Here is a 25,788-nt window from a genome sequence, read left to right as displayed (position 1 = left end):
CGCTCCGGGCCTTTGTCTTGGTTATTCAGTTGAAGACTTAGTTCAACGCTTTATCGGTGATCGCATGGGTCCAGGCCGCGTCACCGGGATCGGCGGTGATCACCGGGTCCGAGCCACCGGACAGAAGCGAGTCGACCGTGCGCTGGAAGTCGGCCGGGTCCAAAGCACCGTTCGAGCCGGCTGTCAGCTTGGCCACTTCGCCCATCATCCGCTTTTGATGCTCTTCGGTCTGAGCCCCCGACGCATCATTGTCCAGAACGATCATCGCCGCGTCATCGGGATTTTCTTCGGCCCATTTCCAGCCTTTCATCGAGGCCCGGACAAAGCGCACCATCTTGTCCTCGAACGCCGGATCGGCCAGGTTTTCTTCCAGCACATACATGCCGTCTTCCAGCGTGGCGACGCCCTGATCCTCGTATTTGAACACAACCAGGTCGTCGGGGGTGAGGCCTGCGTCAATGATCTGCCAATATTCATTATAGGTCATGGTCGACACGCACGCCGCCTGACCTTGCAGGATCGGATCAACGTTAAAGCCTTGTTTCAGAACGGTGACACCGTCATCGCCGCCCTCGGTGGACAGGCCCAGTTTGCTCATCCAGCTGAGGAACGGATATTCATTGCCAAAGAACCAGACACCCAGTGTTTTACCGGCAAAATCTTCGGGGCTTTCGATTCCGGCATCCTTGCGACAGGTCAGCATCATGCCCGAGCTTTTGAAGGGCTGCGCGATATTGACCAGTGGCAGGCCCTTTTCGCGGCTGGCCAGTGCAGAGGGCATCCAATCCAACACCACATCGGCCCCGCCACCGGCGATCACCTGTGCGGGGGCGATATCCGGCCCCCCGGGCTTGATGGTCACGTTCAGGCCTTCTTCTTCGTAAAAGCCCTGATCCTGCGCCACATAATAGCCCGCGAACTGGGCCTGCGTGACCCATTTTAGCTGCAATGTGACATCATCGGCGGCAGCGGCCATGCTGCCCCAAAGGCCAGCCGCAGCAAGGCCAAGTGTGGTTGTTAGCTTGTTCATGTGTAATCTCCCTAGCTTGTTATTGTTATCGTCTTGCGCGTTGTGATGGGTGCCAGAATGTCATGGCTTTCTCAGCTATTGCAACCGCTCCGTAAAAGGCCGACCCGGCAATGGCGGCCACAACGATCTCGGCCCAGACTAGATCCAGCGCCAATTGCCCCACCGAGGTGGAAATGCGAAAGCCCATGCCCTTGATGGGCGAGCCAAAGAATTCAGCAATGATCGCCCCGATCAGGGCCAATGTCGTGGCAATCTTCAACCCGTTGAAGATAAACGGCATTGCCGCGGGCAGGCGCAGCTTCAGCAGGGTTTTCCAGTACCCGGCTGCATAGGTGCGCATCAGGTCGCGTTGCATCGCATCCGTGTCTTCCAGCCCCTGCACCGTGTTCACCAGCATCGGAAAGAAAACCATTACCACCACCACGGCGGCCTTGGATTCCCAACCGAAATCGAACCACATCACCATGATCGGGGCCATCCCGATGATCGGCAGGGCGGCCGCAAAATTACCAACCGGCAAAAGCCCGCGTTTCAGGAAGGGAAAACGGTCGACGGCAATCGCCACCAGAAATGCCGCACCGCACCCCATAACATAGCCCGACAGCGCGCCCTTGATGGCGGTCTGCACGAAGTCTTCCCACAGGATGGCGGTTGAGGCCGCAAAGGTCGCGGCGATCAAGCTGGGCGGGGGCAGCAGAACCGCCGAAATCTTCAGCCCATGCACCACGCATTCCCAGATCACGATGATGGTGATGCCAAAGATCACTGGCACGGCCAGCGATGTGAACCGCGTCTTGGTGCGATGCGCCAGACGGCTGTTGATCCACCACCCAATGACCCATGCGGCCACGGCTGCAGCAAGCCAGATCATTGCGCCATTCCCATGCGCTTGAGGGTAATTCGCTGGATCATCCCGATGATGCCCACCAAAAGTGCGGCCAGCGTTGCCGCCATGATCAGCGCGCTCCAGATTTGAATGGTCTGTCCATAATAACTGCCTGCCAAAAGACGCGCGCCAAGGCCCGCCACCGCGCCCGTGGGCAGCTCGCCCACAATCGCCCCGACAAGGCTGGCCGCCATGGCGATCTTGAGCGACGTGAACAGATAGGGCATCGACGAGGGCAGGCGCAGCCGCCAGAAGGTCTGGCTTGGGCTGGCGTTCCACGTGCGCATCTGATCCAGTTGCATAGCCCCCGGGCTGCGCAACCCTTTGACCATCCCGACGACAACCGGGAAGAAGGAAAGGTACATGGATATCATCGCTTTAGGCAGAAGCCCCGAAATGCCCACCGCGTTCAGAACCACGATGATCATCGGCGCGATGGCCAGAATCGGAATGGTCTGACTGGCGATGACCCAGGGCATCACGCTCATATCCATCGTGCGGTTATAGACAATCCCCACCGCCAGCGCGATGCCAAGGGCGGTACCGAGGACGAAGCCCAGTGCGGTCGAACTGAACGTGACCCAGCTGTGATAAATCAGCGAGCGTTTGGAAAAGGCGCGCCCCTTGGCCACCATCTCGCCCGTAGTTTTCCAGATCTCCGCGCCCACTTGATGCGGGGCGGGCAGCTTAGGTTTGTCCTGGCTCCAGGTGTCGGCCACCAACTCGCTGAAACTCAGCGTCGTTCCGGCCCGCTCCGCCTTGTCCTGCGCCCATGAGGCATTCAATGCCACCGCCGCGCCATACCAGATCACGAAGATCGCGACGACCACGGTCAGGATGGGCAGCAGGTTCCGCATCAGGCCGTCCCCTGCTTCATCTTGCCAGAAATACTCTCACCGCAGCGCATGCTTTTGGCGGCGCGATTGAGTATTTGAAGCAAGATGAAGGGCATATCAGTCTTCATAGCCGTGTCCGGCCCTTAGCCCATCGCGCACGCGGTGGGCAATTTCCAGAAATTCCGGCGTGTCGCGAATGTCCAGAGGGCGCTCACGCGGAAGGGGGCTTTCGATCACGTCAGTGATCCGGCCCGGTCGCGGCGACATCACCACGATCTTGGTGCTGAGATAGATTGCCTCGGGGATCGAGTGGGTGACAAAGCAGATCGTCTTGTGGGTGGTGTCCCACAGGTGCAGCAATTGTTCGTTCAGGTGGTCGCGCACGATCTCGTCCAGCGCGCCAAAGGGTTCGTCCATCAGCAGGATATCGGCATCAAAGGCCAGTGCGCGGGCGATACTGGCGCGTTGTTGCATCCCACCAGATAATTGCCACGGAAACTTCTTCTCGAACCCAGACAGATCGACCAGGTCCAGTACACGCGCAACGCGGGCATCCATATCAGCCCGCTCGTAGCCCATGATCTCAAGCGGCAGGCGGATATTACCGCCAATCGTGCGCCACGGATAAAGCCCGGCGGCCTGAAACACATAGCCATAGGCGCGCTTGAGCCGGGCCTCTTCGGCGCTCATCCCATTGACGCTGATCGTGCCCGCCGTGGGATGCTCCAGATCGGCCATGCAGCGCAGGAAGGTCGTCTTGCCACAGCCCGAGGGGCCGATAAAACTCACGAAGTCACCCTTGTGCACGTCCAGGTTAACATCCTTGAGAGCATGAACGGGACCGTCATTGGTCTGGAAGGTCAGGGATAAATCCTGTGCTGAGATGACGCTCACTTATCTAAACCTCTACCGTAGTCATTCCGCGTCGTTGATCGACTAAACGCGTAAGAAGGTGCTCAAGCACTTGTCCATAATGAAGGATGTAGTTGGTGCTATCCTCCTTTGAGTCGTTTTGTGTAAAAGGGTAGATTTTGCCTGCGATTTGGGCGTCCCAATCGGTGTTGATCAACCTTTCAGCTACCGTTTCGTTTTTGAGCCTGCGAAGTAGTATGCTCACATCCTCGGGAAGAAAACCTCTGAGTGCTGCATCTCCTAAATCAAAAGCATCGGAATAATAGAGTGCGCGGCTACTGCGGTCCGACCCGATCAAGTGGCTTAAGATCGGTGCAGCTTTGTCCAAGTCGATTGGTTCTTCAGCGGTAAAGTTCAACTCTTCTGCCTCGATGAACGCTTCGATGGTTTCGCGGTCGACGGAGTAAAGTGCAGTTCTGCTTCCCATCAAATCCCCGCCGGAATGTTCAGCGGATCGCGTTCGATCATCTTGGGTGCTGTCAGGGCTTTCCACTTGCTTAAGGCTTCGTGGGCCGAGGGGAAGGCGGGCCGGGGCACGAACCGGCCACGACCGGGTTGGGGTTGTGAGTTCTGGCCCCAGGCCCAGATCACCTCGCCGCGCGACAGGGTGTAGCGGGCATTGGCGGTGACCTCGAACCCCTCAAAGACGTTGTAATCAAGGATCGAATGGTGATTGGCCGGGCTGATCGTTTTGGTGATCTTCGGATCCCAGACCACGATATCGGCATCCGCCCCTTCCACAATTGCGCCCTTCTTGGGGTAAATGTTGAGGATTTTTGCCACGTTGCTGCTGGTCGCGGCGACAAATTCATTCGGCGTCAGGCGGCCGGTTTCCACCCCTTCGGTCCAGAGCACGGACAGGCGTTCCTCCAGCCCGTTTGAGCCATTGGGGATGATGCGGAAATCATCGCGCCCTGCGCGTTTCTGTTCAGTGTTGAAGGCCGCGTGATCGGTGGCGACCACTTGCAGCGATCCTGCTTGCAGACCGGCCCATAGAGAATCCTGATGATCCTTGCTGCGGAAAGGCGGCGACATCACGCGCCGTGCGGCGTGGTCCCAATCCTTGTTGAAATACTCGCTTTCATCAAGTGTCAGGAACTGGATCAGAGGCTCACCATAGACCCGCATGCCTTTCTGGCGCGCGCGCCGGATCGCCTCATGCGCCTGTTCACAGCTAACATGCACGATGTAAAGCGGCACACCGGCGGTGTCGGCGATGGTGATGGCACGGTTGGCGGCCTCACCTTCCAATTCGGGTGGGCGGCTATAGGCATGCCCCTCCGGCCCGGTGATGCCCTGATTGAAGTATTTCTCTTGCAGCTCGGCTACCAGATCGCCGTTTTCGGCATGGACCATGGGCAGCGCGCCCAGCTCTTTGCAGCGCTTGAACGACGCAAACATCTCGTCATCTTCAATCATCAGCGCGCCTTTATAGGCCATGAAATGCTTGAAGGAATTGACGCCCATATCCACCGCATCTTTCATCTCGTTAAAGATGCTTTCATCCCAGCCGGTGATCGCCATGTGATAGCCGATGTCCGAGCAGATTTGCGGCGCGGATTTGCGGTGCCATTCGTTGATCGCGTTCTTGATGGAGCCATCGGCACTCGGCAGGCAGAAATCGACCAGCATCGTCGTGCCGCCACAAGCCGCGGCCCATGTGCCGGTCTCGAAGGTTTCCGCCGCCGTGGTGCCCATGAAAGGCATTTCCAGATGGGTATGCGGATCAATCCCGCCGGGGATGACATAAGCCCCTTCGGCGTCGATATATTCGTCGCCCTTGAGGTCCTCACCGATCTGCTTGATCACTTCGCCTTCGATCAGAACATCGGCTTTCCACGTCCGGTCTGCGGTGCAGACGGTGCCGTTTTTGATGACTTTAGTCATTGATTTAAATCCTCTCCCACTTGGTCAAATCAGACGGGCACGTCTCAGAAATGTCGTCCCACTCTGCAAATCCTGACCGCTTTTTAACTGCGGCATCAACGGCATCCCGCTCATCTTCGAAGAAATCGCCGCCCCATTCTCCGACAGAAAGACGCCAATACCCATTCCCAGCATCCGCAATCTTGAGGGTCGGCCCTGTATTGCGATACAGATAAATTGGCTTTGCGGGTTTCGTCACTCCACAATCTCCGCCGTCTCGACCACCGCGTGCATCAGCACATCCGTGCCCGCCGTGGCCCAGTCTTTGGAAATCTCCTCGGCTTCGTTATGGCTCAGGCCATCTACGCAGGGGCACATCACCATCGCCGTGGGGGCGACGCGGTTGATCCAGCAGGCGTCGTGCCCTGCACCCGAGATCAGGTTGCGGTGGGAATAGCCCAGACGCTCGGCCGCGTTGCGCACGGCGGTGACGCATGTCTCGTCAAAGGTGACGGGGTCGAACCCGCCCGCCACTTCGAATTCAACGGTCAGGCCCATGTCGTCGCAGATCGCTTGGGCGGCGGATTTCATCCGGGCCACCATATCCTCGATCACGTCCTTGTTGGGTGAGCGGAAATCGACGGTGAACACCGCCTTGCCGGGGATCACGTTGCGCGAATTGGGGTAGATGTCGACATGGCCCGCGGCACCCACCGCATCAGGGGCGTGGGACAGCGCAATCTCTTCGACCTTCTCCAGCACCCGCGCCATGGCGAGGCCTGCGTTTTTGCGCATCGGCATGGGGGTGGAGCCTGTGTGGCTGTCTTTGCCGTGGATGGTCACTTGGGTCCAGCTGAGGCCCTGACCATGGGTGACGACACCGATATCCTTGCCTTCGGCCTCCAGAATGGGGCCCTGTTCGATGTGCAACTCGAAAAACGCATGCATCTTGCGCGCGCCCACGGCTTCGTCGCCGCGCCAGCCGATCCGGTCCAGTTCCTCGCCAAATTTCTTACCCTCGGCATCCTCGCGATCCTCGGCCCAGGCCTGATCGTGGATGCCCGCAAAAACGCCCGAGGCCAGCATGGCCGGGGCAAAGCGCGTGCCCTCCTCGTTGGTCCAGTTGGTGACCACGATCGGGTGCTTGGTTTTGATGTCCAAGTCATTCAGTGTGCGGACAATTTCCAACCCGCTCAGCACACCCAGCACACCGTCATACTTGCCGCCCGTGGGCTGTGTATCAAGGTGAGACCCGACATAGACGGGCAGGGCATCGGGGTCGGTGCCCGGGCGCTGGGCAAACATATTGCCAAGGCTGTCCAGCCCCATGGTGCACCCCGCGGCCTCGCACCATTCCTGGAAAACGCGGCGCCCTTCGGCATCTTCATCGGTCAGGGTCTGGCGATTGTTGCCGCCCGCCACGCCGGGGCCGATCTTGGCCATCTCCATCAGGCTGTCCCACAGCCGGTCGCCGTTTACTTTCAGGTTTTGCCGAAGCGCGGTCATATTGGTTCTCCCAGATTATGCAGGCCATTGGTGCTGGCATCTGGCATTCGGTCAGATTCTGACCATTTGGTCAAGAACAGAGCACCATACCCAGTCCGCATGGTCAACACTATCCTTGTCTATGGCAAGTCCCCCAGAGGGGGGTTGCTCTTTTCTTAGGCAGAAAAATACATCATTCTGACATCAATTGCACCGCGCCGGAGCCGCCGATGACCGCAAACGCCCCCGCTAAGAAGAAAACCAGCCGAATTCAGTTGCGAAATCGCAAGTTGATCCTCGAGGCGTCGTTGGATGTGTTTTCGCAACATGGGTACCGGGGGACGACGCTGGATCAGATTGCCGAAGCCTCGGGACTGAGCAAGCCAAACATCCTTTACTATTTTGAGGGTAAGGAAGAGATTCACGTCACCTTGCTGAACCAGTTGATGGAAACCTGGCTGGACCCGCTGAAGCAGATCGATGCCGAGGGTGATCCGCTGGAAGAACTGATGCGCTATGTGCATCGCAAGATCGACATGTCGTTCGAGTATCCACGCGAGAGCCGGTTGTTTGCCAACGAGATACTGCAGGGCGCGCCGCGCATGGGCCCGCATCTGGAAAGCGATCTGAAGCCGTTGGTAGAGCACATCTCGCGGATGGTGACCGGCTGGGTTGAGGAGGGGCGGCTCGCCCCGGTTGAACCGCATCACCTGCTGTTTTCAATCTGGGCAACCACCCAGCATTACGCCGATTTTCATGCGCAGGTCGACGTGTTGATGGCCCGTCAACCGGTGCAGAATGGCGCGCGGGCGCATCTGGACGCGCTGTTTCGCCGGTTGCTTACTCCCTAGGTACCGCTATTCCGCTGCGCAGTTCCCCGGGTTGTTTGGATGTGTGGTCCAGTTGGCATATTCCTCTTCAACCACTTTGCCTGTGCGCTCGTCCACGGCACCGGGCTGCAATTCTTCCATGGTGATGCAGCCGTCGACCGGGCAGACATTCACACACAGGTTGCAGGCCACGCATTCGGAATCATCCACATCGAACACGCGATCTTCGGACATGGTGATGGCCTGGTGACTGGTGTCCTCACAGGCCGCGTAGCATCGTCCACATTTGATGCAGAGATCCTGATCAATCCGCGCCTTGGTGATGTAATTCAGGTTCAGGTGTTGCCAATCGCTCAGGTTCGGAACGGCCCGGCCAACCAATTGATCGGTCGAGGTAAACCCCTTTTCATCCATATAGTCCGACAGCCCCGAGATCATCTCTTGCACGATTTTGAACCCATAGGTCATCGCGGCAGTGCACACCTGCACATTGCCTGCCCCAAGCGCCATGAATTCCGCCGCGTCGCGCCACGTGGTCACGCCGCCAATGCCGGAAATCGGGATGCCACCCAGCCCCGGCGTACGGGCAATTTCGGCCACCATGTTGAGCGCAATCGGTTTGACCGCCGGACCGCAATAGCCGCCATGCGCGCCCTTGCCATCAATCGTCGGCTCGGGAGCGAAATTGTCGAGGTTTACCCCGGTGATCGAGTTGATCGTGTTGATCAGGCTGACCGCATCGGCCCCGCCATCCTTCGCCGCCTGCGCGGGTTTGCGGATATCGGTGATATTGGGCGTCAGTTTCACGATCACGGGCAGATCGGTGTGTTTCTTGCACCATTCTGCCACTTGGCCCACATATTCGGGCACTTGGCCCACCGCGCTGCCCATGCCGCGCTCGCTCATCCCGTGGGGACAGCCGAAATTCAGCTCGACCCCGTCACAGCCGGTTTCGGCCACACGTTCGAGGATGGCTTTCCAGGAATCCTCGTTCACCGGCACCATCAGCGAGGCGATGATTGCGCGGTCGGGGTAGTCCTTCTTGACGCGTGTCATCTCATCTAGGTTCACCTGCAGGGGCCGGTCGGTGATCAACTCGATATTGTTCAAGCCCAACAGCCGCCGGTCCGCCCCCCAGATCGCGCCATAGCGCGGGCCGTTTACGTTGACCACGGGTGGGCCATCCTCGCCCAATGTTTTCCAGACGACACCGCCCCATCCGGCCTCGAAGGCGCGGCGGACGTTGTATTCCTTGTCCGTCGGCGGGGCCGAGGCCAGCCAGAACGGATTGGGGGATGTGATTCCGATGAAGTTGCTTGTCAGATCAGCCATGGTGCGGCCTCCCTTTCTGGCTCAGCCCGTAGGGCGGGGTTCACCCCGCCACACCGGTCAGGTTTAAATGTATGTCTTCGGCAGCGTCCCGGCCCTCGGCCACGGCGGTCACGGTCAGGTCATCGCCACCCGCGGCACAGTCTCCTCCGGCCCAGACGCCCTTCATACTTGTTCGCCCGGCGCCGCTCACGGCGATCTTGCGACCCTCAAGGGCAGGAAGGTTGTCACCCTCCAGGGTCTGTCCGATCGCCTTGAACACCTGATCGGCGGCGAGGCGGATGGTTTGGCCTGTGGGCGTCAAATCGTCATCGGTATACTCAAACTCGATCTCGCGCACTGTTCCGTTGCCATGAATGGCCTTGGGCGTCGCATTGGTAATGATCTGCACGCCTTTCGAGGCAGCAAGGTCCTGTTCGAACGTGCTGGCATTCATCCGGTCCCGCCCGCGGCGGTAAACGAGGCTGACGTTCAGCGCGCCCAGCAGTTTGGCCTGCACGGCGGCGTCCACGGCGGTCATGCCGCCGCCAATCACGACGACGTCGCGGCCTATAGAGAGTGAAGAGAGGTCACTGGCCTGTCTCAGGTCTTCTATGAAATCAACGGCATCCAGAACACCGTCTTTCTCTTCACCGTCCAGACCCAGGGCGTTGACCCCGCCCAGACCGATGCCAAGGAATACAGCGTCAAACTCAGCCTTCAGTCCCTCCAAAGACATCTCCGAGCCAAGACGCTTGCCCGTCTCCACGGTGATGCCGCCGATCTGCAACAGCCATTCTACCTCGCGCTCGGCAAAGCCATCCACGGTCTTGTAAGCGGCGATCCCGAATTCGTTCAGACCGCCGGGCTTGGCGCGTCCGTCATAAATCACCACGTCATGGCCATGCATCGCCAGCCGATGCGCACAGGACAGGCCGGCTGGACCTGCCCCGATGACTGCCACGCGTTTGCCGGTGGTCTCGGCACGCTCAAACGGGTGCACGCCTTTGTCCATCAACGTATCGGTGGCATAGCGTTGTAACTGCCCGATCAGCACGGGTTTACCCTCGGCCAGCTCGCGTACACAGGCTTCTTCGCAGAGCGTCTCGGTGGGGCAGACCCGGGCGCACATGCCGCCCAGGATATTCTGGGTGAGGATCGTCTTGGCCGCGGCGTCGGGCGTGCCCGTGGCGATTTGACGGATGAACAACGGAATGTCGATATCGGTCGGGCAGGCGGTGATGCAGGGCGCATCATGGCAGAAGTAACAGCGATCTGCCGCCACCAGTGCTTCGTGATCATCCAGCCGCGGATGCAGATCGGAAAAATTGTCAGCTATTTGATCCGCGTCCAGCCGCCCGGATGTCACGCCGGGGGTATATGCTGTTTCGCTCATGGCTATCTCCTGACACGTCGAAGGTTTGCTGTAAGCAGTATGGCAGGTTTAAAAAATTTATCAAATGGTAAAATTTATGTTGCGCAACACCCGTCACCGGGCGGTTTCATGGTCCAGCCGCTGTCGGGCGATGGCCTCGTTGCGTTCGGACTTCTGCAGATCGCTCAGCGCGTCTTCGACATAGGTCAGATGCAGGGTTACCGCGGCGCGGGCGGCCTCGGGATCGCGGGCCTGAATGGCGTCATTGATGGCACGGTGCTGATCCAGCAGGGCAGAGCGCGTGGTGCGTTGTCGGAACATTGCCTGACGGTTGTAAAAGACCCCATCCCGCAGCAGTTGGAACATCGAGCGCAGCATGTGCAGCATCACCACGTTATGGCTGGCCTCGATAATCGCCATGTGAAACTCGGCGTCCAGCCCGGCCTCTTTGTCGGGATCACCTTTCAGATGGGCCTTTTCCATCTTCGAGAAAATCGCGTCTATCACCTTGAGATCGGTGTCCGAGGCAAGGCGGGCGGCGCGCTCAGCCGCCAGCCCCTCCATGTCGCGGCGAAAGGCGACATAGTCGAACACCGCCTCGTTATGTTCGGCAAACAGACGGGTGAGGGCGGGGGAAAAGGCGTTGCCCAGCACATCGGCCACGTAGATGCCCGAGCCCGCCCGCGAGGCCAGCAACCCTTTCTTCTGCAAGTCAGCCACAGCTTCGCGCAGGCTGGGGCGCGACACGGCCAGTTTCTCGGCCAGATCACGTTCCGAGGGCAACCGCTCACCCGGGCGCAGGATGCCGCGCAGGATCAGCTTTTCAATCTGGCGGGTGACAGCAGTGGACAGTTTTTCAGGGGTGACTTTTTGAAAGGGCATTGGGCCGACCTCGGTTGAAACTGTGATGAACCCATCAGCGTGGTCTGCGGGTCTTTGGAATGCTTTGGTAAAATCATATGACCAATACTGAGTGTCGGCAAGCACCCCTCTGCTTGTAACTAGAGCAATGGATGTAGATGCAGGCCGTTTTGGGGAAATCCGAGGTTTTGTGAAGCTGGTCGATATGTCGCGGGTAATTAAGCTCGGATTTTCCATTATCGGTTGAATGTTCAAAGCGAATAGCGTTTTTTGAAATCTAGGATTCATGGGGTGTATTGGGGTTGGGGATGCAAAAAATGTCGAAGGTAATTGCTCTGCTTGGTCTGGCGGTGTTGATCGGTTGTGCGGAGCAAGCAGCCCAGGTTGCTGACCCGTCCGTAGGAAACGATGTCTCCACAACCCCTGCCGTTGCGGCACCTGCGGGGGAACAGGCGTCAGAACTGACCCTCGCTAACCTACCGCCGGTGAAAAGCGACCGAGCGAGGCTTGTGGTTTTCCGCACCAGCATCATGGGGTTGGCGGTTCAGCCGATCATCAAGCTTGACGGTAAGGAAACCCGCCGCTGTTCGCCGGGTGTGGCTCTAGCCGCTGACCTGGCCCCAGGAGCGCATACGCTGTCGGGCGCGACAGAGGTAGAGGCGACTTTGACCGTGAACACAGCGCCGGGGACAACCACCTATGTCAAATGTTCGATTGGAATGGGCCTGTTGGTAGGTCGCATCATGTTCGATCAGGTCTCTGAAAGCCAAGCCCTGAAGCACGGTGATGACGTACAGGTCAGGAACACATACTGATATGGCATGATTCCGTCAGATGGCGCTCAGTGTGTGAACACCAGCGCTATGCCGCCCACAAGGATCAGACTAAGCGCCCAGACCACATCCAGATTGAACCAGCCCTTGGACAGAAATTTCAGCCCCAACCAGTGATAGACCCCCAAGGCCAGCGCCCCACCCGAGGCGGTCATTGCGAAGGTATGCACGGCCGCGACCACGAGGGCGATGCCGATATTGCCTGCCATCAGCGTTTCGGCGGCGGCGTGGCCGGTGTCTGTTTCAACCGTCCCGCAAATTCCAAGATAGATGGGGACCAGCATCAGCCCGGCCCCATGCGCCATTGCCGCAAGGAAAGACCACAGGGCCAGTTTCGAGGGTGGCACCCGGGCCAGAAACCGCGGGTGGCGGCGATTGATCAGCAGGTAAACACCTAAGGCGATTACCAAAAGGGCCGCGCCAATCTGGATTTCACGTTGATACTCGACCAGCACAAACAGCATCGAAAACGGCAGCAGGATCGCCGTCATGGCCAGCAGATGACCAAAAGCCAGCGCCAGTAATGCTTTGTAAAGGCTGGATTTCCTGCGTTCCATCAGGGCTGAGGAAACGGCCAATGGCCAGCCCATCCCGGGGTTCACCCCGTGATAAACACCCGATGCGATGACGGCCCACCACAGGGCCGCCACCGAAATTGTCCCCTCCACGCGTCAGACGGACGGGTAGCAGAAACTGTCAGTCGAGCAATCTCCGCCTTCCAACCGGATCTGGTGGCTGCGATAGCCTTCGGGGAATTTGACCCAGAAATCCTTATTCAGGGTCAGACCTCCGTTTTCGCCCACATCGGCACAGACCATGGCGGCCCCGCCTTCGCCGGGATAGAATTGGTCATCCCATGATGAATAAAGCGAGTTGGTCCAGTAAACGCGTTTGCCATCGCGGCTGATCTCAACCATTTGCGGGCCGTATCCAAAGGTCTCACCATTGGGATGCGGGGTTTTCTTGACGACCCCACCAATCTCGACCTTGCCTGCCAGAACCGGGTTCATCGGGTCGGAGACGTCATATTGATGCATCTCACCAAGGCCCCAACACGCGACGTAGAGGTAGTTGTCATCCAGGCTTAGGTCGATATCGGTGACCAGCGGCGGTACAGCCGAAAAGCCTTTCAGCAATTCGGGCAGATCGTCAGGATCGGCAGGCACAGGATCAATCGTGATCGTTTTCTTGGCCTGCCATTCACCGTTCTCATCGCGCCACCACGTGAAGATCGCACCCTGCAAGTTGGTCGTATCTACCACCACGCCGCAGAACCCATATTCCTTGACTGGATCATGGGCGGGGCGGATTTCCAGCGCCATCTGGTGGTTCTCCCCAAGGTCGATGGACTTGGTCACCTTGCGCGCGCGCAGGTCCCAGAAATGAATATGGTGGCCGTATTTGTTGCTCAGCAGATCCTCGGGCACCACGCCATTTTCAAACTGCGGCGGCAGGCCCCATTCGCTGCTGACCATATAGTCGCGCGGCAGGTTCCACCAGAAATCGTAATGCTTGTCCTGAATGCCGCGATCCATCTCATAACGGCCAAGAATTTCAAAGGTCTCGCAATCCATGATGAAGATACCCGGAGGGCCGTCGGTGCCGTCTTCGCCACCGCCACCGAGGGTCGAGACATAAATGCCTTCCGGTCCGCAGTGGATCGTGTGCGGGCGCGAATAGCCTGTCTTTTCAAACAGCTCTTCGGGCTCGATGATCTTGTGAATCTTGCAATCCAGCGGGTCTTTCACATCAATCACGTAGATGCGCGAGGACCGGATGCCGGGAATGATCAGATAGCGCCGTTCAAGGAAGGCATGGCCTGTCAGGGGCGACAGCGCCGAGGAACAGGCGTTCCAGCCGAAGTGGTGAAACTCGTCACCCTTGTTGGGCATGAACAGGCTGTGCACGATCTCGCCATAGGTCTTTGATGTCGGGTCCACATCGACCACGGCCAGCCCATCGGGCTGTGACCCATCTGGGCTCAGCATCAGGGTAAAGGCCACCGTTTCAACCGGTGCCTCCATGGCCAGTTTCGGTGTCGCGTGAAATGTCGGATCAGGTCTTAAATTCATTTTTTTCCTCCCAAGGCGGACGCCGGTTTTTGATTTTCTGGGGCAGCGTCTTGCGTCGAAGGCTGGCACAGAATCAAATGTCAGACAATTAAAATCTCTGTTGGCGATAATCTCTGGCAATGGGATGCCGTTCTGCCAAAGTGCAGGGCTTTGGAATCATTTCCTGACTCCTGTTGCAAAATCTGATCTATTTTCTGATTTTAGTGAGGCTTGGCCACATGCCAGTGATCGCCCTTATAGGGCAGGAACGCCTCGATCGCAGCGGTGGCAATCACCAGGGTTTCACCGTCATCCGGGTTGGTCACGTTCTGTCCGCCCTTCACCGCGTGTACCGTCGCGCGCCCGCGCGGAAGCGTGGCAGCCAGCGCCTCGGTATCCAGCGCCGCCGGGTCTTGCACGCCCACCGTCACCTGCACACGCATCGTCGATGGATCAATCCCGGTTGCACCGAAAATCGGCAGGGTTGAGTGGCGAAACGCATCCTCGATGGCACGTTTCGCGGCCTTTTGATAATCCATCCCGTGCAGGTCATTGCCCATGCCCATCTCAATGATGAATCGCTGATCTTTCATGATGCGGGTTCCATCTCAAAGCTGACGGAAATGGCGGCATTGGCGATCACTGTCGGGTTGCCATCCGGGCGTGGGATATCCAGCCCGCCATGGGTGGCGGTGACGCTGATCTGCCCGTAAGGAAAGACTGATTTCAACGCCTCGCAATCGACCTGATCGGGATCTTGTACGGCGATTTCGACATCAATCAGCATCGCCTCTTTTGGCTGACCAAACAACTCGGCCATGTTGATCGAGTTATGCCACAGCGCGTCTTTAAGAGCACGCCGGGCGGCCTCGGTATAGTCCTTTCGGCGCAGGGAGGAGCCCATGCCAAATTCGGTCAGAACACGGTGCTTGGTCATGACTTGTTTCCTGTCTTTGGTTAAGTCCTTGTTAATCACGTTCCACCAGATTGTCCCTATGAGAATTCTGTATTGCCTGTCGGGCATCCTGATGCTGGGCGCCTGTGAAATGACCAGCCCGGACTATGCCGGGATAAAGGCCACACGAGTGACTGTACTTGGCAGCGTTTTCGATGTGCGCCGGCGCGGGGACCGGGCACAGGCTGTGCGCATGAACCCCGAGGGCTTGTCGCGCTATGATGCGGCGATGACCCGCGCGGTTATCGCCATCGAACAGGTGACCGAGTGCGACGTGATCAGGGTTGCGGGCGATCCCTCGGCCGCCGAGGCGCGGCTTGATTGCGGCCCCGGATCAAGGCTAGCCCGGCAACCAGTCGAATATGACTGCGACGCCTACGAAGTCTATGATGGCCTTTATCAGGTGGAATGCGAGCCGGGCATCTAGGCCCGTCACGGCTCAAGCGGTTTTTCCATGAAGACGCTGGTGGCGTTCGGGGCGTAATCGCCAAATCGGCCACAGCGCGCAAATCCGTGGCGCTCGTACAGCCGCACCGCGGCGTCCAATGCCTCTCCGGTTTCCAGTTTCAATGCGCTCAGGCCCAGGTCACGGGCCTGATCCTCCAGTTGCCGCAACAAGGCCGCAGCCACACCTTTTCCGCGTGCGCCCGGCGATGTGAACATGGATTTCACCTCGCCATACCCGTCTTTCACCGCCAGCGCGCCGGTGCCCATCACCTGCGTGCCCTCGCGCGCGACATAGAAATGAATATCCGGCGCAGTCAGCGCCTCGATCTCAAGCGCGTAATTGTCCTCGGGCGGAAACAGCTCCAGCATCAGCGCGTGGCTGGCCGTCAGCAAAGCGGTGACGTCAGGCGCGTGCGGATCGCCGTTTTCTACAATTAGCATGAGCGGCCTTTCTTCCTCTTTTTTGACTGCACGACACCGTATGAACCCCCGATGCCCAGCGTCAAGTCGCATCGCCGTGAGAGCCTGCAGTGGCCCAAAAACACGCAATATTTTGTGGATAACTCACCTATTTCCCCCATATGGTGGGGTTCGGCGTTGACTCGCAGGGGGATAGCCCGGCACATTCTGACAACTTCGGAATCAACAGCCAAAGGCGTTTACGTGCAGTTTTCCAAGCTCAGACTGACTGGTTTCAAAAGCTTCGTGGATCCAACCGACCTGATCATCGCTGATGGGTTGACCGGCGTCGTGGGTCCTAACGGGTGTGGCAAATCCAACCTGCTAGAGGCGCTGCGCTGGGTCATGGGTGAAAACCGCCCCACCGCGATGCGCGGCGGCGGGATGGAGGATGTGATCTTTGCCGGGGCCGCCACGCGGCCAGCCCGCAACTTTGCCGAGGTGTCGATCCATATCGACAATTCCGACCGCCTTGCGCCCTCGGGCTTCAATGACACCGATCAGCTGGATATCGTGCGCCGGATCACCCGCGATGTGGGCAGCGCCTACAAGGTGAATTCCAAGGATGTGCGTGCGCGCGATGTGCAAATGTTGTTTGCCGATGCCTCGACCGGCGCGCATTCGCCCGCTCTGGTCCGACAAGGGCAGATTTCCGAACTGATCAACGCCAAGCCGAAAAACCGTCGCCGCATTCTGGAAGAGGCCGCCGGGATTTCGGGGCTTTACCAGCGCCGTCACGAGGCGGAATTGAAATTGAAAGGTGCCGAGACTAATTTGGTGCGCGTCGATGACGTGATCGAGCAGCTGGCGGGCCAACTGGCGCAACTGGCGCGTCAGGCCCGTCAGGCCGCGCGGTATCGCCAGATTGGCGAGGAATTGCGCCGCGCTGAAGGTTTTCTGCTCTACCGTCGCTGGAAAGAGGCCGACGAGGCCCGCGCCGGGACCGAAGAAGAATTACGCGCGCGCACCACCGCTGCCGCACAGGCCGAATCCGCTGCACGCGAGGCGGCCAAGCTGCGTGAGGCTGCCGATGCCGCCCTTCCGCCCCTGCGCGAGGAAGAAACGGTTGCGGCCGCCATCCTGCAACGGCTTCAGGTGCAGCGCGACACGCTGGATCAACAGGAAGCCACCGCGCTGGATCGCATTGAAACCCTGCAAAACCGCATCGAGCAGTTGGCCCACGATATCGAACGGGAAAGCGGCCTCAACCGGGATGCGGGCGAGACAATCGAGCGGCTGGAATGGGAAGCCAAGGAACTTGCCAAGGCCAGCGAAGGTCATGACGCCAAGCTTGAGGCCGCGGCACTTGAGGCCCGCGAGGGGGCCAGCATCCTGCAAGCGCGCGAAAACGATCTGAGCACCCAGACCGAGGATGTCGCCCGGTTGGCCGCCCGTCACCAATCGGCGCAGCGCCTGTTCGAAGACAGCCGCAAAACGCTGGACCGCAGCGAAAGCGAGGCCGAGCGCGCCCGTCAGGCCGTTACTCAATCCCAGCAGGCTTTGGAAACCGCGGCAACCGATTACGTAACCGCTCAAAATGCTGAAACGGCTGCAACCAAAGCTGCCGAAGCTGCCGAGGCAGCCCTTGTCGCAGCGGATGAGGCACGCGCGGATGCGCAATCCGCCGAGGCCAATGCCCGCGCCGAACGTTCCGAGGCCGAGGGCGAGGCGAACGCGCTGCGCGCCGAGGTCACGGCGCTGGCCAAGCTGGTTGAACGTGACACCGCTGAGGGCGGGCAGGTGATGGATCAACTGAACGTGCAGGCGGGCTATGAAAAGGCGCTGGGCGCGGCGCTGGCCGATGATCTGCGCGCGCCCGAAGTTGGTCCTGATGGCCCTTCGGGATGGGCCTTGTTGCCTGGATACGGTGCGCCGCAGACTCTTCCCGATGGGGTCAAGGCGCTGTCGAACTACGTCTCTGTTCCGGAGGTTTTGGCCCGCCGGATGAGCCAGATTGGTCTGGTCGAGGCCGATGACGGCCCGCGCCTGCAGGCTGATTTGAAGCCCGGTCAGCGGCTTGTCAGCGCCGAGGGTGATGTCTGGCGCTGGGACGGGTTCCGTGCCTGGGCCGAGGATGCACCCAGTGCCGCCGCCCTGCGCCTGCAACAGCTGAACCGGTTGGAAGAGTTGAAACAACAGCTGGAACACGCCACTGCCCGGGCCGATGGCGCGCGCAAGGCGCATGAAGTCCTCAGCGCGCAACTGACAGCATTAACGCAGGCCGACAAAGAGGCCCGCGAGGCCCGCCGCGCCGCCGATCATGCGATGAATGATGCCTCCCGCGCGCTCAGCCGGGCCGAGGCGGACCGCAACTTGGCCCAGTCCCGTCTGGAATCGCTTGGTCTTGCGGTCACCCGTCATGAAGACGAAGCAACCGGTGCACGCCAACAACTGATTGAGGCGGAGAAGGCGCAGGGCGATCTGCCCGATCTGGATGCAGCGCGGGCCGAGATCGAAGACCTCAAAATGACCGTTGAAGCGGCCCGGATGACGATGATGTCCAAGCGCTCGGCCCATGATGAGCTGCGGCGCGAAGGCGAGGCGCGCACCCGGCGTGCGCAGGAGGTTACCAAGGAGATCAGCGGTTGGCGCCACCGTCTGGAAACCGCCGAAAAACGCAGCGCCGAGCTGGCCGAGCGCAAGGACGCGTCGGAAGTTGAACTGAAAGAAGCGTCCACCGCGCCCGAAGATATCCGCGCACAGCGTGATGAATTGGGCAGCGCCATCACCACCGCCGAAGCCCGCCGGGCCGAGGCTGCAAATGCGCTTTCTGTCGGCGAGGGGACCGCGCGCGAGGCTGTAGCGGCTGAACGCGACGCCGAACGTGCGGCATCTGAGGCGCGCGAGGCCCGTGCCCGGTCCGAGGCCCGCGCTGATGCCGCCCGCGAAACCCTGAATGTGGCTGCGGAACGGATCGCGGACGAACAGGACACTACGCCGGATAAGCTATTGGAAAATCTTGAGGCGGATCCCGAGAAAATGCCCGCTTCGGACGCGATCGAGGCGGATGTGAATCGCCTGAAACGCCAACGCGATGCCTTGGGTGCTGTGAACCTGCGCGCCGAGGAAGACGCGATCGAGGTTGAGGAAGAACACAGCACTTTGGTCAACGAAAAGACCGATCTGGAAGAGGCCATTCGCACCTTGCGCAACGGCATCGCCAGCCTCAACCGTGAGGGGCGGGAACGCCTGTTAACCGCGTTTGAGCAGGTGAACAGCAACTTTTCGATGCTGTTCAAACACCTCTTTGGCGGCGGCGAGGCCAACCTGGTGCTGGTTGAAAGCGATGACCCGCTGGATGCGGGCCTCGAGATCATGTGCCAGCCGCCGGGCAAAAAGCTGGCCACGCTAAGCCTGCTCTCGGGGGGCGAACAGACGCTGACGGCGCTGGCGCTGATCTTTGCGGTGTTCCTGGCCAATCCGGCGCCGATTTGCGTACTGGACGAGGTCGACGCGCCGCTGGATGACGCCAATGTGGGACGCTTCTGTGATCTGCTGGACGAGATGTGCCGCCGTACCGAAACGCGGTTCCTGATCATCACGCACCACGCGGTTACGATGAGCCGGATGGACCGTCTGTTCGGTGTCACGATGGCCGAACAGGGCGTCAGTCAGCTGGTCTCGGTCGACCTGAACAAGGCCGAGCAGATGGTCGCCTAAAGCGTTCTGGTTTGCCACAAGGCGATTTTTAACCCGCCATGGGGCACCGATGCGCTTGGCGTATCAAAGGGCAATCCGGTGGCCTTGGCCAATCCGGCATCGGTGGTGATCAGACCCACGCGCCAACCTTTGAAGCGTTCCTTCAGGACGTGCCCCATTGCACCGTAAAGCCCGAACAGCTGGCGTTTGTCGCCAATCCGGTCACCATAGGGCGGGTTCACGATCACCAGACCGGCCGGCCCCTCGGGGCGTTTCAGATCGCTGATCGGGTTGGTGTTGAACTGGCAGGTATCGCCCACACCCGCGCGGGCGGCATTGGCCTGCGCCGCCTTGATCGCCCCGGCATCTCGGTCACTGCCGTAAAATTGCAGATCGCTGCGTCGGGTTGTGGCCGAACTGCGTATCTGATCCCAAGCGTCGGGGTCAAACGGGGCCAAATGTTCGAAGGCAAAGCTTCGAGACCGCCCGGGGGGCAGGCCCATCGCTATCTCGGCGGCCTCAATCACAAACGTGCCCGAACCGCACATCGGGTCAAGCACTGGCTCATTACCCTTATAGCCAGATTGGCGAAGGAACAACGCCGCCAGAGTTTCGCGCAGGGGCGCCTTGCCCACCGCCTCTTTATGGCCCCGCTTGTGCAGCAACTCGCCCGAGGTGTCGACGCTGAAGGTGCATTGATTGTCTTCGATCCGCACCATCAGGCGCAACGCATCCTCGCCTCCAATGGGCACGCCAAGGACTTCGCGCAGGGCATCTTCAATCCGTTGGGCGGCGGCACGTTCATGGTAAATCCGCGAGGATTTGCAGGTGACGTCAACCCGCACGGGTACATCACGGCGCAACACATCCATCCAGCTGAAATCCATGCAGCGCTGTTTCAGCTGATCCAGATGCATCGCCTGAAATCCACCCAGCCGCGCCAATACCCGGCCTGCGCCGCGCAATTCAAGATTGGCACGCCAAACCTCGGGCCAGGCACCGCGAAAACGCACACCACCGGGGACGGCTTTGGGCTTGGCGAACCCACGCTCTTGCGCTTCGGACTTGAGGGCCAGTTCCAGACCCGGAGGGGCGCCCAGGAAAATCTCGAATTTCTTGGCGTCTCTCATAAAGCGTTCAACAGCGCCTTGGTCGGCCAGGCATCGGCAGGCATTCCCAGTTTGCTTTGCATATCCTGCACGGCCGCACGGGTGCCTGCGCCCAAAATCCCGTCGACTTTGCCGACGTTATAGCCCCGCTTTGCCAGTTTGGTTTGCAGCTGTTTCATCTGCGCGCCAGACAGCCCGGGATCAGGATTTCCGGCGTCAAAGACAGGCCCGCCGGTCAGGCGATTGGCGAAATAGGCGGCGGTCAGCACATAAGTAAAGCTCTGATTCCATTCGAAATAAACGCTGAAATTCGGATAGGCCAAGAAGGCCGGACCATTGCGCCCCTGGGGCAGGATCACACTGGCGGGCAGGGAGCTGGCGATTTGCCCATGACGCGGGGTGACGCCCAATGCGGCCCATTCGGCCCCAGTCTTGGTAGTGCGCAAACCGGTTTGTGACCAATTCAGATCGCCGGGCACCGAAACTTCCTGTAACCACGGCTCACCCGCGCGCCAGCCCAGCGATTGCAGCATCTTACCGCCTGACATCAGCGCATCCGGGGCGGATGTTTTGAGGTAGACATGCCCGTCGCCATCGCCATCCACACCGTTTTCCAGGATGTCCCTGGGCAGCATTTGCACCATCCCGATTTCCCCGGCCCAGGCACCGGTGGTGCGGGTCGGGTTGAAATCGCCCTTCTCGTAGAGTTCGAGCGCGGCAAACACCTGCGGGCGAAACAGCTCGGGGCGGCGACAGTCATGGGAGAGCGTGACCAGGGCGTTCAACGTATTGAAATCCCCCTGGAAACTTCCGAAATCCGTCTCGAATGCCCAGAAGGCCAGCAACACACCACGGTTGATGCCATAGGTGGCCTCGATCCGGTCAAAGACGCTGTCGAATTGCTTGGCCTTGGACTTGCCCGTATTCAGGCGCTGACTGCTGATCAGGCGGCGGGCAAAATCGGTGAAATTCATCTGAAAGACACCTTGGCGGCGGTCGGCCTTGATCACCTTGGGGTCTTGGCGGACGTTAGCAAAAAAGCTGCTCACGGTTTTGGGGTCGTGGCCCTTCTGGGTGGCTTCGGCCTTCATCTGATCAACGAAACCGGAAAAACTACCACCGCACGCGGCCTGAGCAAATGCGGGTGTCGCGCAAAGGGCGAGGGCTGTCAGAATGGGGAATACGCGCATGAAATCCTCTTAAGGAATGAATGTGCGGAACTTAGGCGGCGTTTCAATCCAGTACAACCGCCGCGATCAGGATAACCCCAAGGGCCAGCGCCCAGCTGCGCCACAAGACAGCGCAGGCCGCGTCAATCTCCTCTGCTCCGATATCGCGCCGCCCGGCCTTGTTCACAAACGGGAAATCGCGCATTTCGCCGTCGTAGGATCGGGGCCCGGACAAGGCGATATTCAGCGCACGCGCCATGGCCGCCTCGGGCCAGCCTGCGTTGGGCGAGCGGTGCAACCGGGCCTCGGCGGCGATATCGCGCCACTGGGACATCAGACCATAGCCAAGCGCGATCAGCAGGGCGGTCAGGCGGGCAGGGATCACGTTAAGCAGATCATCGAACCGGGCCGCGGCCCAGCCGAAGGCCTCGTGTCGTGGTGTGCGATAGCCGATCGTGCTGTCTGCGGTGTTGGTGATCTTGTAGAGCAGCAGACCGGGCAGGCCCGCCACGAGGAACCAGAAGGCCGGGGCGATCACCCCATCGCTGAGATTTTCTGCTGCGGATTCAATGGCGCCTCTGGCAACATCGCTGTCTTGCATGGTGCTGGTGTCCCGGCCCACGATCATTGCGACAGCCCGTCGCCCGTCGCCCAGCGATACGCGCAGGCCATCGCCGACCGCGCGCACATGGCCAACCAGGGATTTCTGCGCCAGCAGAATCGCGACGATGATGATCTCCACAAGGCCCCCCAATGTCTGAAGCAGGGCGCCGAGGGCCAGCGCGCCCAGCCCCAACGCCGCCATCGTGGCCACCCCGTTGAGCCGCCGGGCCGTTCCCATATTGAAGGTCTGATCAAAGAATTTAACCGCGCCCCCCATCACCACAGCCGGGTGCGGCAAACGGCTCCACAACCAGCGCGGCTCGCCCAGTGCAGCGTCCAAAAGCATGGCCAGAACGAGGATCAGGGCAGTGCTCATGCGCCGACCTGTGTGGTTGTCCACCTGATAAGTTGAATAGGTATCACATCGGCCCCTTTCTGCATTCCCGCCCAGCTTCAAGCGGAAATCCGCACAAGAGGCAAGCTGATCCGGTAGGAATAGTCAGTCGCCCGAAAATCGTTAACCATTTGTTAAAGATTCATAAGGGAAACCTTTTATTACAAGCGATAAAGAAAAATCGCACCGAGGAATTGATGAGAATCCTGATTGTAGAGAGTGACCCCGGTTTGGGCTGCATTTGGAAAAACCACATGGTCCGGCAGGGTCATGATGTGACCTTGGCTGAAGATCAGCATGAAGCCTCAACCGCGCTGGAGACGGAAAAGTACGATGTGGTCCTTCTGGACGTCGTGCTGGCCCGTGGCAGTGCTCTTGCGGTTGGCGATCTGGCCGCCGAGCGTCATCCTGATATCCAGATCATCTTTGTCACCAGCACGTCGTTCTTTTCGGATGGATCGATCTTCAACCTGAACCCGAATGCCTGCGCTTTCCTGCAATCCGACACACCGCCCGAAGACCTTACAGCGGTGATCGAGCATTACGGAAAAGCAAGTTAGCTGAAAGGCCTAGCCCGCCAGCGTCTCGATCTCCGAGGTGCGCTCAAGTGTGCGATGCACGGGGCATTTGTCTGCGATCTCCAACAGGCGCTGGCGCTGTTCGGCGTCCAGGTCACCTTCCAGATAGATCACCCGAGTGAACTTGTCGGCCTTCCCGCCCGCACCTGCATCGGCATCCTGGGCATGGACCTTATCGTGGCTGACATCGACGCGCACATGCGCCAAGGGCCAGGCTTTGCGTCGCGCATACATGCGGATCGTCATCGACGTGCAGGCTCCCAGCCCGGCGGTTAGAAACCCGTAGGGGGACATGCCCTTGTTGGTGCCGCCATAGGCCACGGGTTCATCCGCCAGGGCATGGTGGTCCGGGCCTGCATTGATATCCTGCAGAAAGCCCTCGGGATCGGCCTCGCTTACGCGCACGATCCCCTCGGGGGCCCCCGGCGGTGGGGCAGGGGCACGCAGATCAAGATAGCGGGTCGCCCATGCGGCAATCACGTCCGAGGCGTATTCTGCATCTTCGTCGCGGGTGATCAGGTGATCGGCATCGTCCAGCGTGACGAAGCTTTTGGGGTGTTTGGCGGTGCTGAAGATTTGAGATGCGTTCTCGATCCCGACAATCGCGTCACGGGGCGCATGCAGCACCAGCAAGGCGCGGTGCAGGTTGGAAATTTCACCCTCCAGCTTTTCGGCCCTCACATTGTCAACAAAGCCTTTGCCGATGCGGATCGGGCGCCCGCCCAGTTGCACTTCGGCCACGCCATCCGCGTCGATAGCGGCAAGAGCGTCGCCAAAATTATGCGTCACATGGCCGGGGTCGAACGGCGCGCCGATCGTCACCACGGCCTTGACCGAGTCGATCTTGCGCGCCGCGCCCAGCACAGCCGCGCCGCCCAGCGAATGACCGATCAGCAGGGCAGGGGCTTTGGCCTTGGCTGCCAACGCTTCTGAGGCCAGCACCAGATCGGCAATATTCGAGCTGAACGAGGTGTTTTCAAATTCGCCTTCGGAGTGGCCCAACCCGGTGAAATCAAAGCGCAGCACCGCAATCCCCGCGCCTGCCAGCCGCGCCGAGATACGCCGCGCGGCGGGGATGTCCTTGGAGCAGGTAAAGCAATGCGCAAAAAGCGCCGTGGCCAGATGCGGACCATCGGGCATGTCCAGGCGGGCCGACAAGGTCGAGCCATCGTGACCGGTAAATGTAAAACGTTCGGTGGACATCGGCGTTTCCTTTTTGCGCTGTTCGTCAACAGTAGGAGCGCTGCCCCGGACCTGCCAGCCATGTGACAGCCTCGTCACGCGAAGGTGACGGGTATGTCAACGCTTCGGCTGTGCCCGTCGGGCGGGCATTGACGGGCCTGAAAGTGCGCCATAGTCTGCCGGGAAGGAGATCGATAAATGGCTGAATTGTTTGATTTTTTAAAAGAAATTCCGCCGTATGACGACAATGATATCACGATCCATCGTCTTAATCAGCGCCATCGCCTGCTGATCGATCCGTTCCAGCCTCAAATCAGGGATGCGCGCGTGCTGGACCTGGCCTGTCATGACGGGCGCTGGTCATATGCGCTGGCGGCTGCGGGCGCCGAAGAGGTGATCGGGGTTGAGGCGCGTCCTGAGCTGATCGAACGGTTCGCACATTTTCCCGAGACCGATTTCAAATCGCGCATCCATCTGACCTGCAACGACCTTTTTGCCGAGCTTGAGGCGCGCGTGGCCGCCAAAGAGCAGTTCGAGGTCATTGCGATCTATGGCATTTTCTACCACGTGATGGATCATTTCCGTTTGCTGTCGCTGGCGCGGCGTTTGCTGCCGGATGTGATCATCATCGACAGCGAATTCATCGTGACCGACAACGCGATGATCCAGGTGCTGAAAGAAGAGGTCTCAAACCCGCTGAATGCCGTGACGGACGTGCCGGGGCGCAGCCATACTGTGGTGGGCGTGCCCAGCCTGCGCGCGACCGAATTCATGGCCGATGCGCTGGATCACGAGGTGATGTGGATTGATCAGGCTCTGATCCTCGGGGAGGATCGGCAAGGTATGCATGACTACTTCCGCGATGGGCGCAAAGTGCGCCATACCTGCGCGCTGACGCCGAAGTAACTTGGGTTGTCGAGCGTCAGATTGCTGCGCCAGAACCCGAGCAAATCGTCAGACTGCTGGCAAAGAACGAGGAT

Annotated in this window: 26 protein-coding genes; 6 read left to right on the top strand and 20 right to left on the bottom strand. The window is 59.7% G+C overall.

Annotation, left to right across the window (positions count from 1 at the left end):
* Positions 1-37: 37 nt before the first annotated feature.
* The 8 genes from V6N02_RS10600 to V6N02_RS10565 form a co-directional block, all read right to left on the bottom strand.
* On the bottom strand, positions 38-1,030 hold the full coding sequence (locus tag V6N02_RS10600; RefSeq protein WP_371225551.1) for an ABC transporter substrate-binding protein: 993 nt from the start codon (positions 1,028-1,030) through the stop codon (positions 38-40).
* A 25-nt stretch (positions 1,031-1,055) separates the two neighbouring features.
* On the bottom strand, positions 1,056-1,901 hold the full coding sequence (locus tag V6N02_RS10595; RefSeq protein ID WP_371225550.1) for an ABC transporter permease: 846 nt from the start codon (positions 1,899-1,901) through the stop codon (positions 1,056-1,058).
* A complete protein-coding gene (locus tag V6N02_RS10590) occupies positions 1,898-2,773 on the bottom strand; it encodes an ABC transporter permease (RefSeq protein WP_371225549.1) in 876 nt (291 codons plus the stop codon). The genes V6N02_RS10595 and V6N02_RS10590 overlap by 4 nt, the downstream gene beginning before the upstream one ends.
* 96 nt (positions 2,774-2,869) lie before the next feature.
* Positions 2,870-3,646 carry an ABC transporter ATP-binding protein gene (locus V6N02_RS10585; RefSeq protein ID WP_371225548.1) on the bottom strand — a complete coding sequence of 259 codons (777 nt, stop codon included), beginning with the start codon at positions 3,644-3,646 and terminating at the stop codon, positions 2,870-2,872.
* A 4-nt stretch (positions 3,647-3,650) separates the two neighbouring features.
* Positions 3,651-4,091, bottom strand: coding sequence for a DUF1877 family protein (locus V6N02_RS10580; protein WP_371225547.1), 441 nt, complete (start codon positions 4,089-4,091; stop codon positions 3,651-3,653).
* Positions 4,091-5,551, bottom strand: a complete 1,461-nt coding sequence (hydA, locus tag V6N02_RS10575) for a dihydropyrimidinase (protein WP_371225546.1) — start codon at positions 5,549-5,551, stop codon at positions 4,091-4,093. Before hydA ends, V6N02_RS10580 begins: the two co-directional genes overlap by 1 nt.
* 4 nt (positions 5,552-5,555) lie before the next feature.
* Positions 5,556-5,789 (bottom strand): hypothetical protein, encoded by a 234-nt coding sequence (locus V6N02_RS10570; RefSeq protein WP_371225545.1) that lies wholly within the window; start codon positions 5,787-5,789, stop codon positions 5,556-5,558.
* Positions 5,786-7,036 (bottom strand): Zn-dependent hydrolase, encoded by a 1,251-nt coding sequence (locus tag V6N02_RS10565; RefSeq protein ID WP_371225544.1) that lies wholly within the window; start codon positions 7,034-7,036, stop codon positions 5,786-5,788. Before V6N02_RS10565 ends, V6N02_RS10570 begins: the two co-directional genes overlap by 4 nt.
* Before the next feature lie 209 nt (positions 7,037-7,245).
* On the opposite strand from V6N02_RS10565, the gene V6N02_RS10560 reads away from it, so the two are divergent.
* Positions 7,246-7,866, top strand: a complete 621-nt coding sequence (locus tag V6N02_RS10560) for a TetR family transcriptional regulator C-terminal domain-containing protein (RefSeq protein ID WP_371225543.1) — start codon at positions 7,246-7,248, stop codon at positions 7,864-7,866.
* Between the two features lie 6 nt (positions 7,867-7,872).
* Here the strand turns inward: V6N02_RS10560 and preA are convergent, their stop codons facing one another.
* The 3 genes from preA to V6N02_RS10545 form a co-directional block, all read right to left on the bottom strand.
* A complete protein-coding gene (preA, locus tag V6N02_RS10555; RefSeq protein WP_371225542.1) occupies positions 7,873-9,177 on the bottom strand; it encodes an NAD-dependent dihydropyrimidine dehydrogenase subunit PreA in 1,305 nt (434 codons plus the stop codon).
* Positions 9,178-9,217: 40 nt separating this feature from the next.
* Positions 9,218-10,549 carry an NAD(P)-dependent oxidoreductase gene (locus tag V6N02_RS10550; protein ID WP_371225541.1) on the bottom strand — a complete coding sequence of 444 codons (1,332 nt, stop codon included), beginning with the start codon at positions 10,547-10,549 and terminating at the stop codon, positions 9,218-9,220.
* 93 nt (positions 10,550-10,642) lie between these two features.
* The gene (locus V6N02_RS10545; protein ID WP_371225540.1) at positions 10,643-11,410 is read right to left on the bottom strand and encodes an FCD domain-containing protein; all 768 of its coding nucleotides are present in this window, start codon (positions 11,408-11,410) and stop codon (positions 10,643-10,645) included.
* A gap of 296 nt (positions 11,411-11,706) precedes the next feature.
* Between V6N02_RS10545 and V6N02_RS10540 the strand changes: the two genes are divergently transcribed.
* Positions 11,707-12,204, top strand: a complete 498-nt coding sequence (locus V6N02_RS10540) for a hypothetical protein (RefSeq protein WP_371225539.1) — start codon at positions 11,707-11,709, stop codon at positions 12,202-12,204.
* Positions 12,205-12,230: 26 nt separating this feature from the next.
* Here the strand turns inward: V6N02_RS10540 and V6N02_RS10535 are convergent, their stop codons facing one another.
* The 4 genes from V6N02_RS10535 to V6N02_RS10520 form a co-directional block, all read right to left on the bottom strand.
* Positions 12,231-12,812, bottom strand: coding sequence for a hypothetical protein (locus V6N02_RS10535; protein WP_371225842.1), 582 nt, complete (start codon positions 12,810-12,812; stop codon positions 12,231-12,233).
* Between the two features lie 81 nt (positions 12,813-12,893).
* The gene (locus V6N02_RS10530) at positions 12,894-14,294 is read right to left on the bottom strand and encodes a selenium-binding protein SBP56-related protein (RefSeq protein ID WP_371225538.1); all 1,401 of its coding nucleotides are present in this window, start codon (positions 14,292-14,294) and stop codon (positions 12,894-12,896) included.
* Positions 14,295-14,494: 200 nt separating this feature from the next.
* Positions 14,495-14,866: a Lin0512 family protein gene (locus V6N02_RS10525; RefSeq protein ID WP_371225537.1), complete on the bottom strand. Its 372-nt coding sequence runs from the start codon at positions 14,864-14,866 to the stop codon at positions 14,495-14,497.
* Positions 14,863-15,210 carry a Lin0512 family protein gene (locus tag V6N02_RS10520; protein ID WP_371225536.1) on the bottom strand — a complete coding sequence of 116 codons (348 nt, stop codon included), beginning with the start codon at positions 15,208-15,210 and terminating at the stop codon, positions 14,863-14,865. Before V6N02_RS10520 ends, V6N02_RS10525 begins: the two co-directional genes overlap by 4 nt.
* Before the next feature lie 58 nt (positions 15,211-15,268).
* Between V6N02_RS10520 and V6N02_RS10515 the strand changes: the two genes are divergently transcribed.
* Entirely contained in the window at positions 15,269-15,655 is a 387-nt protein-coding gene (locus tag V6N02_RS10515; RefSeq protein ID WP_371225535.1) for a hypothetical protein, read from the top strand.
* A 5-nt stretch (positions 15,656-15,660) separates the two neighbouring features.
* Here the strand turns inward: V6N02_RS10515 and V6N02_RS10510 are convergent, their stop codons facing one another.
* Positions 15,661-16,116: a GNAT family N-acetyltransferase gene (locus V6N02_RS10510; protein WP_371225534.1), complete on the bottom strand. Its 456-nt coding sequence runs from the start codon at positions 16,114-16,116 to the stop codon at positions 15,661-15,663.
* A gap of 222 nt (positions 16,117-16,338) precedes the next feature.
* Here V6N02_RS10510 and V6N02_RS10505 point away from each other — a divergent pair, with 222 nt between their 5' ends.
* On the top strand, positions 16,339-19,794 hold the full coding sequence (locus V6N02_RS10505; protein WP_371225533.1) for a chromosome segregation SMC family protein: 3,456 nt from the start codon (positions 16,339-16,341) through the stop codon (positions 19,792-19,794).
* Here V6N02_RS10505 and V6N02_RS10500 read toward each other — a convergent pair.
* Genes V6N02_RS10500 through cbiB form a run of 3 tightly spaced genes read right to left on the bottom strand, consistent with a single transcriptional unit; the run spans position 19,791 to position 23,030 of the window.
* Positions 19,791-20,903, bottom strand: a complete 1,113-nt coding sequence (locus V6N02_RS10500; protein ID WP_371225532.1) for a THUMP domain-containing class I SAM-dependent RNA methyltransferase — start codon at positions 20,901-20,903, stop codon at positions 19,791-19,793. The genes V6N02_RS10505 and V6N02_RS10500 overlap by 4 nt on opposite strands.
* Positions 20,900-22,072 carry a lytic murein transglycosylase gene (locus V6N02_RS10495; protein WP_371225531.1) on the bottom strand — a complete coding sequence of 391 codons (1,173 nt, stop codon included), beginning with the start codon at positions 22,070-22,072 and terminating at the stop codon, positions 20,900-20,902. Before V6N02_RS10495 ends, V6N02_RS10500 begins: the two co-directional genes overlap by 4 nt.
* Positions 22,073-22,115: 43 nt before the next feature.
* On the bottom strand, positions 22,116-23,030 hold the full coding sequence (gene cbiB / locus V6N02_RS10490) for an adenosylcobinamide-phosphate synthase CbiB (RefSeq protein ID WP_371225530.1): 915 nt from the start codon (positions 23,028-23,030) through the stop codon (positions 22,116-22,118).
* 215 nt (positions 23,031-23,245) lie between these two features.
* On the opposite strand from cbiB, the gene V6N02_RS10485 reads away from it, so the two are divergent.
* A complete protein-coding gene (locus V6N02_RS10485) occupies positions 23,246-23,608 on the top strand; it encodes a response regulator (RefSeq protein WP_371225529.1) in 363 nt (120 codons plus the stop codon).
* 9 nt (positions 23,609-23,617) lie between these two features.
* Here V6N02_RS10485 and V6N02_RS10480 read toward each other — a convergent pair whose 3' ends face one another.
* Entirely contained in the window at positions 23,618-24,829 is a 1,212-nt protein-coding gene (locus V6N02_RS10480; protein WP_371225528.1) for a bifunctional alpha/beta hydrolase/OsmC family protein, read from the bottom strand.
* Positions 24,830-25,006: 177 nt separating this feature from the next.
* Between V6N02_RS10480 and V6N02_RS10475 the strand changes: the two genes are divergently transcribed.
* A complete protein-coding gene (locus V6N02_RS10475; RefSeq protein ID WP_371225527.1) occupies positions 25,007-25,714 on the top strand; it encodes a class I SAM-dependent methyltransferase in 708 nt (235 codons plus the stop codon).
* Positions 25,715-25,788: the final 74 nt, after the last annotated feature.

It is taken from the genome of Roseovarius conchicola (assembly GCF_041403425.1).
GTDB classification, from domain to species: domain Bacteria; phylum Pseudomonadota; class Alphaproteobacteria; order Rhodobacterales; family Rhodobacteraceae; genus Roseovarius; species Roseovarius conchicola.
Note: the sequence above shows the minus strand (reverse complement) of the source record. Positions and strands in the feature narration are given on the sequence as shown.